Genomic DNA, 15,251 nt, shown 5'->3' on the forward strand with positions numbered 1-15,251 from the left:
GGCTCCCGTAAAACTTCACCTTGTCGCCTCGAAAGCCTTGCTGCATAAGGATCTGCGGTGGCGTTAACGTTTTTAACTAAGGGTTCAAGGGTGTTTACTTCTAATACTCTCAAGACTCAGCTCACCGAGTTTTCCACAGAGACGCTACTCGCCGAACACCGACCGTAGCCCGGATGCGCCAGAATGTGAAACATATCGGTGTTTTTGATGGCTTCCGGTATATCCTGATAAAACAAGGACTTGGCGATCAATCTTCGCTTTGTTTCACGATATGTACGCCCTCTATCGACGAAAACGACGCACAACCACGCCTGCCATACAAATTGACGTAAATTCGCCACGACCAACCAAATAAGGTATCAAAGAACACGTATTTCGTTATGATCGCAACATCGAACACCGACGAGCTCCATCATGACGCTGGATGAAATACGTGAAGCTATCCGACGAGAACTGGAATCACTGCGCGCAAGCGGCGCACGGCGCCAGGAACTCTCGCTACACGCGTGCAAGCGCTTGTTCTTCGATCTCGGCATTCGGCCGTCGGCCGCGAACGTTCGGGACCTGACGCAGACCGGCAGCGCGAGCGACATCCCGAAGGACATCGACCATTTCTGGGAACGGATTCGCGCCGCGTCGAAGATCAAGCTCGACGGCGCAGCGATTCCCAAAGCAGTCGAAGAGAAAGCCGGGGCTTTACTCTCAGCGCTCTATGACGAGGCGCTGAAGGCAGCGAAGGAGAGTCTCGATGGCGATCGCGAGCAGATCCGCTCGAGCATGGTCGATGCGGAACAACGGTTACGCGACGCCGCCGTCCGCCAGGAGACGCTGGAAGCCGCACTGGCACGCAGCGAAAACCGCAACGATCAGTTACAGGCGCGCCTGACCGAACTGGAAGTACAGCTGGCGTCGCAGTCGACGCACGGCTCGGCGAACGAAGCCACACTCCTCGCCACCATCACACGGCTCGAAAAAGAACTGGCCGCGACAACGGGCCGAGTCGATGCCGAGCAGACGCAAAACGCTGCGCTGCGCGACCGAATCGACGCGCTGCAAGCCGAGTTGCAGCAACGCACCGAGCATTACGCGCAGCAAATCAAGGATGCGGTAGCCGAAGCCGAACGCCGGGTCAAACCGATGCTGGTGGAGCTGGACTCGCTACGCAGCATGGCGTCGACCTATCAGAGCGGCTTGCGCGATGTGCAGCGCAAGGAGTTCGATTTCCTCCAGCAGCTGAGCACGGCGAAGGCGCGCGCCGATCGCCTCGAGGAACAGTTGCGCAGCCAGAGCGACGAGCTCGAGCGCGCAACGCGTGACGCGAACACGTTACGCGCGAGCCGCGGGATGAGCCCCGAGATTTCGGCGCTGATGCGGCGTCTGGCTGATGCGGGTCAACTGGACGCCGACGCGTTTTCCGCAATTGGGACGTCGCTGGATCACGAGGTGCCTGTACCGAGCCGGTGCCCGCGTTGCGATGGCGAGCCGGAGTTGTCGCATGGCGACAACGGGTTCGAAGTGTCGTGCCCCGAATGCGACCATGCATCGGGATTCTGGCCATCCCGTTTCGAAGCAGCTACGCGGTTTGCACGCGACTGACACTGCCGAGCAGCACTGCCGTCGCGCAAGGTGAGGTAATTCGGGACCGTCAAGGTGAGATTATTCGGGAGCTGTGCAACGGTGAGGCCCAGTGGATCAAGGCTGCTCACGGATCACACCCGTAAGCAGCCGGCCGCCCTTCAGTGAGTTTCGTCCCGATCCGCCTCATCACCGTTGAGGAGTTCCTCTCGCCAGTTCTTCCACGCACGGTGCAGCCGGTTCGATGAAATGGGCCGCACGAAGCCGAGCCATTTGCCGACACGTTCCGGCGGTACATCGTGCTCGAACAGCTCCGCGGCGTACGTGTTGCGGAGCGTCTGCGGACTCGCGCGCGCAGTGCGCGACGATGCGAGGCCCGCTGATTCCACGATCGCGTCGATCGCACGCAACATGGTCGCCTTGTGCATCGGTCGCCCGGCGTGTGATGCGGGGAACACGAGATCGCCGGCGATGTTTTGGCGCTTGCGCTCGACGAGCCAGGCTTCGAGCAGCGCGATCGCAAATGACGCGAGGTGGGTTTCACGTGCGAAATCCGGATGCGTCGACGGGATGTGCAGCGATGTCCCACTCGTGTTTATGCAACTAATAGTAAGAACCCGCGCTTCGCCGGTTTTCACGCCGGCGCCGAGAAACGCAGCGACGAGCGCGCGGTCGCGACGTTCCTTCCAGTACGCGGAGCCCGACACGCCGATGGGCGAAAACAGGTAGGCCAGCAACTTCGCGCGTTCGGCTGGCGTCAGGAAACCGGTCGGCTCGTTGTCGCGCGCGTGGCGCCACGTCGCTTCGCCATCCTGAGCGATGAAGCGGGCCGGGTTGGTCGAGGCCAGTTCGGTTTGCCGGATGTGATCGAGCACGCGTTCGATCAACCGCAAATAGCGCATGCGCTGCGTTTTTCGGATCGGTAGTTCGCCGACGAAATTTGCAATCGACGCGGTATCGACGGTGGCGAGGTTTTTCTGATTGGCGCGCAGCCAGGCCAGAAAGGCCCCCCATTGTGCGCGATAGACGTCGGCCGATGAGCGGCGGTATTCCTGCATGGCAAGCCACGCGTCGAATGCGGTGTCGGGCGAGACGATCCAGTCGGATGCGCTGCGGTCGAACAAGTCCTTTCCCTCAGGGCGTGCCGGGGTGTCGGGGGATGTGGGGAGAGACATTTGATTTATTCCGTTAGTTGCGTGCATGGTAGCCCTTTGCGCAACATCGCGGGCAGTAGCCTGGGCGAGCGCCGGCAGTCCGCGCTTCTCATGGCGGATGTCAGTCGCCCCACGCCTTCGACGGACGGTGGACGCGCTCGCGGGCTGCATGGTTCTGCGCTTTGTCCGCTGCCTCGTACGCTAGCACCGCGAACGAGAACACCGCGGGCAGGGCGTTGGAACGGCCGAAGTCAATCGGATCGTCCGTCTCGGGAAAGGTCATGTCCGACGGTCTTTCGAACAGCTGCCGCATGCCGGCATCGTGCCGGCTCGCAAAGCCGAGATCGGCCAGCGCCTCGGCTTCGATGGCGTGCAGCAGGCGCCACGACAGCGGTACACCGTGGCGGATATAGCGCTCGGCTATGTGCCGAACGATCAGTTCGAGGTCGTGCGCGGCAGCCTTGAAGCTGAGCGCGGCCAAATCTTGTTCTTCTGTCATCGCAGGCTCCTGTCGACCGGAACGGGCGCCTCGGTGCGCCAACCCCGGCCATGCGTGGCGGAATGTTCGTACTGTACAAACATACAGTATTTTCCGCAACTGGCCAGTTGGCCGACTATCGGCAGCGTCAGCGATGGATCACGATCAGAAGTGCGCGCGCTTCGGCCTTGCCTGGATTGCGGATCGCGTGCGGTGTGTCGGCCGGGTAGCGGGCGGTGTCACCGGCTTTCAGGCGTCGGGTGGCCGCGGCGGCTTCGATTTCCATCGCACCCTGCAACACGGTCAGGTGTTCGCGGGTACCGGGCTCGTGTGCGTTCGATACGAGCGCGCCGCCGCTCGGCAGCGTCAGCTCGTACCACTCGAACTTGCCGGCGAGGTCGATCGGGCCCCATACGCGCAGCTGGTAGCGGCCGTCGTGGCCTGCGAGCGTCGGGATGTCGTGCGGGCCGTCCACGCGGATCGTCTCCGGCGCCTTGGGTTGCGAGAACAGCTCGTCGAGCGTAATGCCGAGCGCGTTCGTGAGCCGCCATGCAACGGCGATGGTCGGATTGGCCTTGTCACGCTCGATCTCGGAAAGCATCGATTTCGATACGCCGGCCGCGCGTGACAGATCGTCGAGGGTCAGCTTGCGCTCGTTGCGCAGGCGCTGGATCTGCTCGCCGACCCGTGGCGGCGTCGCGGCCGGCGGCTGCGGTGCGGCGCCGGCGGGTGTGCGTCGCGGCGCGGAGGAACTTGCCATTTGTTTTCCGTTCGCTTAGAGTTGTTCGATATTCCGAATTTAAGTTCGGAATATCGGATAAATGCGGTCAACCGAACGACCGACTATAACAGTAGCAGCCCGTCGCGCTGCCGCCACGAGTGGCGTGCGACGGCTTGCGAACCCTGTCAGGAGCTTTGCGATGCGTGATGCCTTTCTCGCCCAGGTGCGCGGGACGCTCGATCAGATCCGCGCGGACGGTTTTTACAAGACCGAGCGCGAGATCGCGAGCCCTCAAGCTGCCGCGGTGCGGCTGGCCGGCGGTGCCGGCGTGCTCAATTTCTGCGCGAACAACTATCTGGGTCTGGCGAACGATCCGCGCCTGATCGCCGCCGCGAAGGACGGCCTCGACCAGGACGGCTTCGGCATGGCATCGGTGCGTTTCATCTGCGGCACGCAGACCGTGCACAAGCAGCTCGAAAGCGCACTCGCATCGTTTCTCGGCACCGAGGACAGCATTCTCTATTCGAGCTGCTTCGACGCGAACGGCGGCCTGTTCGAGACGTTGCTCGACGAGAACGACGCCGTCATCAGCGACGAGCTGAATCACGCAAGCATCATCGACGGCATTCGCCTCTGCAAGGCGAAGCGTTTTCGCTACAAGAACAACGATCTCGCCGATCTCGAGGCCAAGCTGAAGGAAGCCGACGCGGCCGGTGCGCGTCACAAGCTGATCGCGACCGACGGCGTGTTCTCGATGGACGGCATCATCGCCGACCTCAAAGGCATTTGCGATCTCGCCGACCGATACGGCGCGCTGGTGATGGTCGACGATTCGCACGCGGTCGGCTTCATCGGCGCTCATGGCCGCGGCACGCCCGAGCACTGCGGCGTCGACGGGCGCGTCGACATCATTACCGGCACGCTTGGCAAGGCGCTGGGCGGCGCATCGGGCGGCTACGTCGCCGCGCGCCGCGAGATCGTCGAGCTGCTGCGCCAGCGTTCGCGCCCATACCTGTTTTCGAACACGCTCACGCCGAGCATTGCCGCGGCGTCGTTGAAGGTGCTCGAACTGCTCGGCAGCGATGAAGGCGCGAAGCTGCGCGAGCGCGTCCGCGAAAACGGCGTGCGCTTCCGCGAGCAGATGACGGCTGCAGGCTTCACGCTCGTGCCCGGCGCGCATCCGATCATCCCGGTGATGCTCGGCGAGGCGCAGCTCGCCACCAACATGGCGGACAAGCTGCTCGCCGAAGGTGTGTACGTGATCGGCTTTTCGTTCCCGGTCGTGCCGCGCGGGCGCGCACGCATCCGCACGCAGATGAGCGCCGCGCATACCGCCGAACAGATCGACCAGACCGTGGCCGCGTTCGTGCGCGTCGGCAAGTCGCTCGGCATCGTCTGACGGAGGCGCGACCATGAAAGCACTGGCAAAGCTCGAACGCGCTCCGGGTCTCACGTTGACGCGCGTGAAGCGTCCCGAGGTCGGACACAACGACGTGCTGATCAAGATCCGCCGCACGGCGATCTGCGGCACCGACATCCATATCTGGAAGTGGGACGACTGGGCGCAGAAGACGATCCCCGTGCCGATGCATGTCGGCCACGAATACGTCGGCGAGATCGTCGAGATGGGGCAGGAAGTGCGCGGCTTCGCGATCGGTGACCGCGTGTCCGGCGAAGGGCACATCACCTGCGGTTTCTGCCGTAACTGTCGTGCGGGGCGTCGGCATCTGTGCCGCAATACCGTCGGCGTCGGCGTGAACCGCGAGGGCGCGTTCGCCGAATATCTGGCGATTCCCGCATTCAACGCGTTCAAGATTCCGCCGGAGATCTCCGACGATCTCGCGTCGATCTTCGATCCGTTCGGCAACGCGACGCATACGGCGCTGTCGTTCAACCTCGTCGGCGAGGACGTGTTGATCACCGGCGCGGGGCCGATCGGCATCATGGCCGTCGCAATCGCCAAGCATGTCGGCGCGCGCAATGTCGTGATCACCGACATCAACGACTATCGGCTGGAGCTTGCGCGCAAGATGGGCGCGACGCGTGCTGTCAACGTCGCGCGCGAGTCGCTGCGCGACGTGATGGCCGAGCTGCGCATGACCGAAGGCTTCGATGTCGGGCTCGAGATGTCGGGCGTGCCGAGCGCATTCACGAGCCTGCTCGAAGCGATGAATCACGGCGGCAAGGTCGCGCTGCTCGGCATTCCGCCCGCGCAGACGGCAATCGACTGGAATCAGGTGATCTTCAAGGGGCTCGAGATCAAGGGCATCTACGGCCGCGAAATGTTCGAGACCTGGTACAAGATGGTCGCGATGCTCCAGAGTGGGCTCGACCTGTCGCCGATCGTCACGCATCGCTTTGCCGTCGACGATTACGAGAAAGGCTTCGCCGCGATGCTGTCCGGTGAAAGCGGCAAGGTGATTCTCGACTGGACCGCGTGAGCGTCTGCAGCGGCACGAGCGGCGCGTTTGACGGCCGCCGCGCCGTTTCGTCTCGAGCGTTTGTCGAAGCCTGCCGCGCCGACAGACGCTTGAGGTGAGGATATTCGGGAGCCGCAATGGCATCTCGTATGACGCTGTAATCACCGTGCGCGTGCGTCATGTACGAGTGGTTGATCCGTGGCCGTGATGCATGCGTCGCGGCTAGGCGGCGACGCTTCGCGCGCCGCCGCGCTTACGCGTCACTCCTCTATTCAACTTGCGGTGCTCGAAGGGCGCATGCTTTCCGCGTCATCACGCCGGCATGCCGTCGATTCGCCACGCCACGTCGAGCGCGAGCAGAGCGACCGTATGCGAGCTCACCATAAGGCACGCCGGCCCGCATCGAACGGCGAGCGGTGAGCCGGCTGCGATTCGGTCCACTCACCGCTCAACCCCCTCGGTTCCAGCGACAGGCTCGGCACGACGAGCCAGCGTTTCGGGCATCGCAGAGTGCGATGTCCGGTCGTTCACTATCCACGCCGGATATACGTCGAAGAGTCCGCGGCGCATCGCATGCCGATACGCAAGCGATGCCTCTGCCTCGAGCCGGAAACCGACACTACAAAAATACGCTCGCGCGTATCCGCTCCTCATCCCACGACCGAAGCAACGCCCTGCCAGCCGCAGGTGTACTCGCTCCCGAGCTTGACGAGGTAGAACGATCGTTCTACCGTAAACGCATGAACACGCCCCAAGACCTCACCCCAGAACTACCCGTGCGCGACCGCCTGCTCGACGCCGCCGAGGCGCTGATCTACTCGGGCGGCATTCATGCCACGGGCGTCGACGCGATCGTGAAGCGCTCCGGTGCCGCGCGCAAGAGCTTCTATTCGAACTTCGAATCGAAGGAAGCGTTGGTCGTGGCCGCGCTCGAGCGCCGCGACGCGCGCTGGATGACCTGGTTCGTCGACGCGACGCTGGCGCGCGGCAAGTCGCCGCGTGCGCAGTTGCTCGGCATGTTCGACGTGCTGCGCGAATGGTTTGCGCAACCTGAATTCCACGGTTGTGCGTTCCTCAACGCGTCCGGCGAGATTGCGGACCCGGACGATCCGGTGCGAGTCGTCGCGCGGATGCACAAGGCGCGGCTGCTCGCGTTCGTGCGCGAGCGGCTCGACGCGTATGCCGATGAAGCGGCGATCGAGCGCCGCGGGCTCGCGCGCCTCGCGCGTCAGTGGCTCGTGCTGATCGACGGTGCGATCGGCGTGGCGCTCGTCAACGGTGATCCGACCGCCGCGCGTGACGCACGCGCAACCGCCGAACTGTTGCTCGACACGGTGTCGCGAGCAGCGAATTAGCGTTTCCCGACCGGCTGCGCGCGACCGCATGCAGCCTGAACCCTCCACAGGAGCATCCCATGTCCGTTTCCCCCGAAGTCCGTCCGCCCGTACCGCCGTTCACGCTCGAGACGGCGCGCCAGAAAGTGCGCGCCGCCGAGGATGCGTGGAACACGCGTGATCCGCAACGCGTGTCGCTCGCATACACGCCGCAGAGCCGGTGGCGCAATCGCGCCGAATTCGTGACGGGCCGCGACGAGATCGTCGGCCTGCTGCAACGGAAATGGGTGCGCGAGCTCGACTATCGTCTGATCAAGGAGCTGTGGGCATTCGACGGCAATCGCATCGCGGTGCGGTTCGCGTACGAATGGCATGACGACGCGGGCAACTGGTTCCGCTCATACGGGAACGAAAACTGGGAATTCGACGAAAACGGACTGATGGCGCATCGCCATGCGAGCATCAACGATCTGCCGATTCGCGAAGCGGACCGGCTGTATCACTGGCCGCTGGGCCGCCGCCCGGACGATCATCCGGGGCTGTCCGATCTCGGGTTGTAACGCAACACGCAGGAAGACGCGCGGCGTTCGTGTTCAACGGTGAGGGAATACGGGAGCCGCGCTGAGGTGAGCGTTTTCGGGAGAACATGGCTTTAGCGCGCGACGGTGTGACGACTCGAGCGCGGCGACTCACCGATCGATCTTCGCAGCCAACGGTGCGAGTGCGCGGACGCGCAAAGCACGCCTATTGACCAGACATCGACACCGTGCCTTCCGCCAAAGGTGCGCGACGACCGATCGTGCATCTCACCGCCGACGATCTTGCGCGCCGCGCGCCTTCCACGGAGTCCGATCAGCCGGCGATCCGCGCGGCGATCGCCTCGCCGACTTCCTGCGTTGCCGCCTGGCCGCCGAGATCGCGCGTGCGCGGCCCGTTGCGCAGTACGTCCTCGATCGCCGCGACGATCGCATCGTGCGCTTCGCGTTCGCGGCCCGCGCCGTTGCCGAGGAAGTCGAGCATCATCGCCGCCGACCAGATCATCGCGATCGGGTTCGCGATGTACTGGCCCGCGATGTCCGGTGCGGAGCCGTGCACCGGTTCGAACAGCGACGGAAACGTGCGGTCCGGGTTCAGGTTCGCCGACGGCGCGATGCCGATCGTGCCGGTGCAGGCCGGCCCGAGGTCGGACAGGATGTCGCCGAACAGATTCGACGCGACCACGACGTCGAAACGATCCGGCTGCAACACGAAGCGCGCACACAGGATGTCGATGTGCTGCTTGTCGACCGCGATATCGGGATAGCGCTCGGCCATTTCGGCAGCGCGTGCGTCCCACCACGGCATGCTGATCGCGATGCCGTTGCTCTTGGTCGCGACGGTGAGCCGCTTTGCGCGGCGCTGCGCGAGCTCGAATGCGAACTTCAGCACGCGCTCGGTGCCGTGGCGCGTGAAGATCGACTGCTGCATCACGACTTCGCGCTCGGTGCCTTCGAACATCGTGCCGCCGACCGACGAATATTCGCCCTCGGTGTTCTCGCGCACGATCATGAAGTCGATGTCGCCCGCCTTGCGGCCGGCGAGCGGCGACGGCACGCCGTCGAACAGGCGCGCGGGCCGCAGATTGATGTACTGGTCGAATTCGCGCCGGAATTTCAGCAGCGAGCCCCACAGCGAGATATGGTCGGGCACCGTCGCGGGCCAGCCGACCGCGCCGAACAGGATCGCGTCCACGCCCGACAACTGCGCCTTCCAGTCGTCCGGCATCATCTTGCCGTGCTGCGCGTAGTAGTCGCAGCTCGCCCAGTCGATCTGCTCGAACTCGAACCGGATGCCGAAGCGCGCGGTCACGGCTGCCAGCGCGCGCAGGCCCTCGGGCATCACTTCCCGGCCGATGCCGTCACCGGGAATGACGGCGATTCTGTAGGTGCTGTCGGACATGCAAGTCTCCTTTACTGATGAGGGGCGCCCGCGGCGTGCGCAGCGGGACATGCGGCCATTCTATTTATTTCCATTCAGATTAAAATCGCTCGAAAGGTTAATCCACTTTCCACGAATCGTGAACAAATCACCGAACCTCGACGACCTGCGCGTGTTCAGCCTGGTCGTGCGCCTGACGAGCTTCAGCGCGGCCGCCGAGCAGCTCGCGGTGTCGCCCGCGTACGTGAGCAAGCGGATCGCGCTGCTCGAGGCGCAGCTCGGCACGCGCCTGCTGCATCGTTCGACGCGCCGCGTGACGGTCACGGACGCCGGTGAACGCGTGTTCGCGCGCGCCGAGAAGATTCTCGACGACGTCGATCATCTCGTCGAAGACGTGTCGACCACGCGCACGGTGCCGCGCGGCACGCTGCGCATCTCGAGCAGCTTCGGGTTCGGGCGGCATGTCGTCGCGCCGGCGCTGCTCGATTTTTCCGCGCGCTATCCGCAGCTGAACGTGCGGCTCGATCTGTTCGACCGGCTCGTCGATGTCGTGGGCGAAGGCTACGACGTCGACGTGCGCATCGGCGACGAGATCGCCGATCACCTGATCGCGCGCCGTCTCGCGGCGAACTATCGCGTGCTGTGCGCGTCGCCCGAGTACCTCGCGCGGCGCGGCACGCCGCGCACGCTCGCCGATCTCGCGTCGCACGACTGTCTCGCCATCAAGGAGCGCGACCATCCGCTCGGCGTGTGGCGGCTGAACGTGCGCGGCGAAACGGCGACGGTGAAGGTCGGCGGCGCGTTGTCGACGAACCACGGCGAGGTGGCCGTGCAATGGGCGCTCGCCGGACGCGGGATCGTGCTGCGTTCGATCTGGGAAGCGGGTCCGTTGATCGAGCGCGGCGAGTTGCGTCGCGTGCTGCCGGACGCAATTCAGCCGGCGAACATCTGGGCGGTGTATCCGGAGCGTGTGGCGGCTTCCGCGAAGGTGCGCGTGTGCGTCGACTTTCTGGCGGATGCGCTCGCCGGGTTGAATGCCGCGGCGGGTAACGATGCGGGCTGAAATCGGCGAAAGGTGAGCTTTTACGGGGGCATGAGTGGCATCGGCGAATCATGCTCGCCTGCCGACTTGCCACCGCGTACAGGTGCGACGGCCTGCGGCGGGCGCCGACGCGCGATCAGCAGCGAAGCACCCTGCAGGCTGACGATTGTGCCTGCCCTCAACCCAACGCCGAAGGCTCAAGCGCAGGACACCGGGTTCAAAGCCCAAACCTAAAGCTCACGTCCCCTGCGCCATACTCATCGCCCCGAGCATCAGATCGAGATTCTGCACGGCCGCGCCGGACGCTCCTTTGCCGAGATTGTCGAACACCGCGGACAGCAGCACCTGGCCGTGCTCCTCGTTGACGAACACACCGAGCCGCAGGTCGTTCGTCCCGTTCAGCGCTTGCGGATCGAGATGCGCGATCGCGCGGGTGTCCGCGAGCGGCATGACGTCGACGTGGCGCGCGCCGGCGTAATGGTGCGCAAGACAGGCTTGCAGCGTCTCACCGGTCACGCCGGCGGACAGAAGGCGCAGCTCGATCGGCACGGTGAGGACGATGCCCTGTCGATAGGCACCGTAGGCCGGCACGAACAGCGGTCGGTGCGCGAGGCCGGCATGTTGCTGGATTTCGGGCACATGCTTGTGCGCGAGCGTGAGGCCGTAGATCTGCAGCGGTTTCGCGCGGGCAGCGTCGTTCGATTCGAACGCGTCGACGGCAGCCCGGCCGCCGCCCGAGTAACCCGACACCGCATGGATGCTCACCGGATAGTCGCGTGGCAGCAGTCCGGCCTGCTGCAGCGGCCGCAGCAGGCCGATCGCGCCGGTCGGATAGCAGCCGGGGTTGGTCACGCGCCGCGCGCCGGCGATGGTCCGAGCGTGTCCGGCGGCCATCTCGGGAAAGCCGTAGACCCACTCCGGGTCGGTGCGATGGGCTGAACTCGCATCGATCACGCGTACGGCCGGATTGCGGATGAAGCCGACCGCTTCACGCGCGGCCGCGTCGGGCAGGCACAGAATCGTGAAGTCCGATGCGTTGATCGCTTCGGCGCGCCGCGCGGGATTCTTGCGCTCGGCATCGGGCAGCGTGACGAGCCGCAGGTCGGTGCGATCGCGCAGGCGCTCGTGGATCTGCAAACCGGTCGTGCCTTGGTCGCCGTCGATGTAGACAGTGGCGTGATTCATGATCGTCGTGTTCCGCGTTTCGGGCCTCGGGAAAGCCGTATCGTCCCCTGAACGCCTAGAATTGGAAAAGTTGAATTTTCTGACCACAGGATTCAGAGTTCCTGAACGAGAGGTGGGAATGCGGGAGATCAGTCTGGACCGGCTGCGCACGCTCGTCGCGATCGCCGACCAGGGTTCCTTCGTCGCCGCTGCGCAACTGCTGCATCTTGCGCCGCCGACGGTCAGCCTTCATGTCGCCGAACTCGAAAGCAGGATCGGCGCGCCATTGCTGTCGCGCACGCGCGGCAACGTGCGGCCGTCGGCCATCGGCGCGGTGCTGATCGAGCGAGCGCGCCGCCTGCTGGCCGACGTCGAAGCGACGCTCGACGACGTTGAGCGGCAAGTGCAGGGGCTGACCGGGCGCGTGCGGCTCGGCGCATCGACCGGCGCGATCGCGCATCTGTTGCCGCAGGCGGTGGCGCGGCTGCGCGAGCGCCATCCGGACATCGACGTGCAGATCGCCGTGCTCACGTCGCAAGACACGCTCGCGCGTCTTGCGCAGGGCACGCTCGACGTCGGGCTCGTCGCGTTGCCGCAGCCGGCGGTCGCGGGGTTGTCGATTCGCGCGTGGCGGCGCGATCCGGTGCTCGCGTTTCTGCCCGCCGACTGGCAAGCGCCGGCGCGGGCGACGCCGGCGTATCTGGCCGCGCGTCCGTTGATTCTCAACGATGCGACCACCCGCTTGTCGCGGCTCACGACGGAATGGTTCGCGCTGGGCGGCCACCGGCCCGAGCCGCGCATCGAACTGAACTACAACGATGCGATCAAGAGTCTGGTCGCCGCGGGTTACGGCGCGACGCTGTTGCCGCACGAGGCCGGCGCGCCGCTGCCCGATGCGCGTATCGTCATGCGGCCGCTACGCCCGGCGTTGCGGCGCGAGCTCGGGATCGCCCATCGTGCCGGCCCGGTCGAGCGGTCGACGCAGCACGTGCTCGACGCGTTGTGGGCGCTCGGCGCGCGATAGCAAGTCGCGGGGGGTAAGCCTCCACTCGAAAGCAACGCATCGAGAGCGCCGCCGTGGCCGGCCATTACAGCCGATGCTCCTTCGCGAGCATCAGCACACGCGCCCAGCGCTGCGCATCGCGCCGGTCCATCATCGGCAACTTCCACTCGCTTCGCACTCCGTCGCGCACGCGCACGAGCAGATACCAGCGGCCGTCGCTCGGCTCGGCGTCGCAGCCGTCGAGCTGCGACAGCGTATAGCGGCCGTCCGCGCCGTCGTGCGACAGCCACAGCAGCCCTTGCGTCGCGGACACGCGCAATTCGCCCCATCCGCGCTGTTCGATATGGGTCCAGCCCGGCTCCCGCGTATTCGGTGCGATGTCGCGACGGCGCTTGAGCCACCACGCAATCAGCGCGATCACGGCGACGGCGGCGAGCACCGCGGCCGCGATCGCGACCGGCTGGCCGAACTGTGCGGCGATCACGTGAAACAGATGAACGGCCCCCCATCCGAGGGCGATGAGCGCAAACAGCGCAAGAAAAATCGGCATGTCGAATCGGAAATGAGAACGGGCCGGCGCAGCGCGCGCGGCCCGTTGCAGACGGCATCACCGGTGGCGGTGAATGTCGTGCGTGACGAAGCCTGCGTCGTTGACGGGCAGCGCGAGGCCGTCCTTGACCGCGAGCGTCTTGCGGATGTCGTCGAGACCCGCGGACCAGTGGTCGCGCATCGTCGACAGACCGAACTGGTAGTCCTTGTAGTGATGCTCGTAAGCCTTCTGCTGATAGATCAGATGCTGAACGTTGTACTTCTTGCCGCTCGACATCGCTTCGGCTTCGACGCACCACGGATCGTTCTTGCGCTGCGCTTCGGGCACCTGTTCGAGCACGTGCCGCAGCACGTTGCGAAAGCGCTGTTCGCGTTGCAGCGTATCGGTGACCAGACGCGTGCGGCTCGAATACTGCACGTCCTTCGTGCGTTCCGCGACGTCGGCCATGGTGCGCGGCAGCGGCCCGCGAGCGCTCCACAGATCGACCTGGAACGCGAGCGTGTCGCGGCGCGGATGCGCGCGCAGCACCTCCATCAGCGGCGTGTTCGACACGATGCCGCCGTCCCAGTAGTACTCGCCGTCGATCTCGACCGGCGGGAACGCCGGCGGCAATGCGCCGGACGCCATGAAGTGCTCGGGCTCGAGCCGGATGCGCGCGTTGTCGAAGTACACGAAGTTGCCGGTGCCGACGTTGACCGCGCCGACCGACACGCGCGTCTCGCCCGAGTTGATTCGGTCGAAGTCGCACAGCTTGAGCAGCGTCGCGCGCAGCGCGGACGTGTCGTACCAGCTGATCTTCTCCGGATGATCGGACACGCCGGGCAGCGGCGGCGGAAAGCGCGGCACGAAGAAGCCCTGCTGGCCCTGCATCATCGCGCTGGCGGCCTGCGATGCAGTGAAGAACGTGCGGATCTGGTCGATGCTGTTGAACAGCGCGAATTCGAATGCGGCCGGCATCGCGGGAAAGTACGCGGGCTGGCAGATCGTCTCCCAGAATTCGCGCAGCCGTTCGACGCGATGTTCGGGCGCGTTGCCCGCGATCAGCGCGGTATTGAGTGCGCCGATCGAGATGCCGGCGATCCAGTCGAGCGGAATGCCGGCCTCGTGCAGCCCTTCGAATACGCCGGCCTGGTAAGCGCCGAGCGCGCCGCCGCCCTGCAGGACGAGCGCGATCGTTTCGTATGGCAGCGACCGCGCCGTTGCCGGTGCACCGGCCTCGTGTCGCAGGTCCGTCGCATCGACGGCCTGCTTTTCTGTACGCGCGTGCGGTTTCATCAGTTGCTCCGGGAAATCCGCCGTCGACGGCGGGGATGAACGGAGCGACGTCGACCGACGCGCTCCGTTGCGAGAATAAGCCGTGGTTCGCGATGCGCCTCCGTTCCGGAGGCGCGCAAGGCGCGCGACGTTATTGCATGAACCAGCCGTGGCTGACGACGAACGACTGGCCGGTGAGCGCGGCGCTCGGGAACGCCGACAGGAACAGCACCGTCTGCGCGACGTCCTGCACCGTCGTGAACACGCCGTCCACCGTGTTGCCGAGCATCACCTTCTTCACCACTTCTTCCTCGCTGATGCCGAGCTCCTTCGCCTGCTCCGGAATCTGCTTGTCGACCAGCGGCGTGCGCACGAAGCCCGGACACACCACATGCGAGCGCACGTTGTGCTTCGCGCCCTCCTTCGCCAGCACGCGCGCGAGCCCCAGCAGCCCATGCTTGGCCGTCACGTACGCCGACTTCAGCGGCGACGCCTCGTGCGAGTGCACCGAGCCCATGTAGATCACGACGCCGCCGCGGTCGTCCTTGTACATGTGCTTGAGCGCGGCCTTGGTCGTCAGGAACGCGCCGTCGACGTGAATCGCCTGCATCTTCTTCCAGTCGGCGAACGAGTAGTTCT

At 65.1% G+C, this 15,251-nt stretch carries 15 protein-coding genes; 7 read left to right on the forward strand and 8 right to left on the reverse strand.

Features of this window, described 5'->3' with window-relative positions:
• Positions 1 to 414 precede the first annotated feature (414 nt).
• On the forward strand, positions 415 to 1,596 hold the full coding sequence (locus EX20_RS12790) for a DNA-binding protein (RefSeq protein ID WP_034193768.1): 1,182 nt from the start codon (positions 415 to 417) through the stop codon (positions 1,594 to 1,596).
• Positions 1,597 to 1,736: 140 nt separating this feature from the next.
• Here the strand turns inward: EX20_RS12790 and EX20_RS12795 are convergent, their stop codons facing one another.
• From EX20_RS12795 to EX20_RS12805, 3 genes are all read right to left on the reverse strand, one after another.
• Entirely contained in the window at positions 1,737 to 2,750 is a 1,014-nt protein-coding gene (locus tag EX20_RS12795) for a tyrosine-type recombinase/integrase (RefSeq protein WP_034193769.1), read from the reverse strand.
• Positions 2,751 to 2,850: 100 nt separating this feature from the next.
• The gene (locus tag EX20_RS12800; RefSeq protein WP_011881132.1) at positions 2,851 to 3,228 is read right to left on the reverse strand and encodes a DUF2471 family protein; all 378 of its coding nucleotides are present in this window, start codon (positions 3,226 to 3,228) and stop codon (positions 2,851 to 2,853) included.
• Between the two features lie 127 nt (positions 3,229 to 3,355).
• The gene (locus EX20_RS12805; RefSeq protein ID WP_011881131.1) at positions 3,356 to 3,967 is read right to left on the reverse strand and encodes a helix-turn-helix domain-containing protein; all 612 of its coding nucleotides are present in this window, start codon (positions 3,965 to 3,967) and stop codon (positions 3,356 to 3,358) included.
• Between the two features lie 160 nt (positions 3,968 to 4,127).
• On the opposite strand from EX20_RS12805, the gene EX20_RS12810 reads away from it, so the two are divergent.
• From EX20_RS12810 to EX20_RS12825, 4 genes are all read left to right on the forward strand, one after another.
• Complete coding sequence (locus EX20_RS12810; RefSeq protein WP_034193770.1) at positions 4,128 to 5,327, forward strand: glycine C-acetyltransferase; 1,200 nt, start codon at positions 4,128 to 4,130, stop codon at positions 5,325 to 5,327.
• Positions 5,328 to 5,340: 13 nt separating this feature from the next.
• Positions 5,341 to 6,369, forward strand: coding sequence for an L-threonine 3-dehydrogenase (gene tdh, locus EX20_RS12815; RefSeq protein WP_011881129.1), 1,029 nt, complete (start codon positions 5,341 to 5,343; stop codon positions 6,367 to 6,369).
• 719 nt (positions 6,370 to 7,088) lie between these two features.
• On the forward strand, positions 7,089 to 7,703 hold the full coding sequence (locus EX20_RS12820) for a TetR/AcrR family transcriptional regulator (protein WP_034193771.1): 615 nt from the start codon (positions 7,089 to 7,091) through the stop codon (positions 7,701 to 7,703).
• Positions 7,704 to 7,762: 59 nt separating this feature from the next.
• The gene (locus EX20_RS12825) at positions 7,763 to 8,242 is read left to right on the forward strand and encodes a nuclear transport factor 2 family protein (protein ID WP_011881127.1); all 480 of its coding nucleotides are present in this window, start codon (positions 7,763 to 7,765) and stop codon (positions 8,240 to 8,242) included.
• A 292-nt stretch (positions 8,243 to 8,534) separates the two neighbouring features.
• Here EX20_RS12825 and EX20_RS12830 read toward each other — a convergent pair whose 3' ends face one another.
• Positions 8,535 to 9,620: a tartrate dehydrogenase gene (locus tag EX20_RS12830; protein ID WP_034193772.1), complete on the reverse strand. Its 1,086-nt coding sequence runs from the start codon at positions 9,618 to 9,620 to the stop codon at positions 8,535 to 8,537.
• 118 nt (positions 9,621 to 9,738) lie between these two features.
• Between EX20_RS12830 and EX20_RS12835 the strand changes: the two genes are divergently transcribed.
• Positions 9,739 to 10,662 carry a LysR substrate-binding domain-containing protein gene (locus tag EX20_RS12835; protein ID WP_011881125.1) on the forward strand — a complete coding sequence of 308 codons (924 nt, stop codon included), beginning with the start codon at positions 9,739 to 9,741 and terminating at the stop codon, positions 10,660 to 10,662.
• Between the two features lie 216 nt (positions 10,663 to 10,878).
• Here EX20_RS12835 and argC read toward each other — a convergent pair whose 3' ends face one another.
• A complete protein-coding gene (argC, locus tag EX20_RS12840) occupies positions 10,879 to 11,826 on the reverse strand; it encodes an N-acetyl-gamma-glutamyl-phosphate reductase (RefSeq protein WP_034193773.1) in 948 nt (315 codons plus the stop codon).
• Between the two features lie 118 nt (positions 11,827 to 11,944).
• Here argC and EX20_RS12845 point away from each other — a divergent pair, with 118 nt between their 5' ends.
• Positions 11,945 to 12,829 (forward strand): LysR family transcriptional regulator, encoded by an 885-nt coding sequence (locus EX20_RS12845; protein WP_034193774.1) that lies wholly within the window; start codon positions 11,945 to 11,947, stop codon positions 12,827 to 12,829.
• A 64-nt stretch (positions 12,830 to 12,893) separates the two neighbouring features.
• Here EX20_RS12845 and EX20_RS12850 read toward each other — a convergent pair whose 3' ends face one another.
• The 3 genes from EX20_RS12850 to EX20_RS12860 form a co-directional block, all read right to left on the reverse strand.
• Positions 12,894 to 13,358, reverse strand: a complete 465-nt coding sequence (locus EX20_RS12850) for a hypothetical protein (protein WP_011881122.1) — start codon at positions 13,356 to 13,358, stop codon at positions 12,894 to 12,896.
• Positions 13,359 to 13,415: 57 nt separating this feature from the next.
• Positions 13,416 to 14,633: a DUF3734 domain-containing protein gene (locus tag EX20_RS12855; protein ID WP_014724249.1), complete on the reverse strand. Its 1,218-nt coding sequence runs from the start codon at positions 14,631 to 14,633 to the stop codon at positions 13,416 to 13,418.
• 130 nt (positions 14,634 to 14,763) lie between these two features.
• Positions 14,764 to 15,251 (reverse strand): SDR family oxidoreductase (locus EX20_RS12860; protein ID WP_034193775.1); only part of this gene is annotated, 488 nt, incomplete at its 5' end.

Source organism: Burkholderia sp. WP42, from assembly GCF_000745665.1.
GTDB classification, from domain to species: domain Bacteria; phylum Pseudomonadota; class Gammaproteobacteria; order Burkholderiales; family Burkholderiaceae; genus Burkholderia; species Burkholderia vietnamiensis.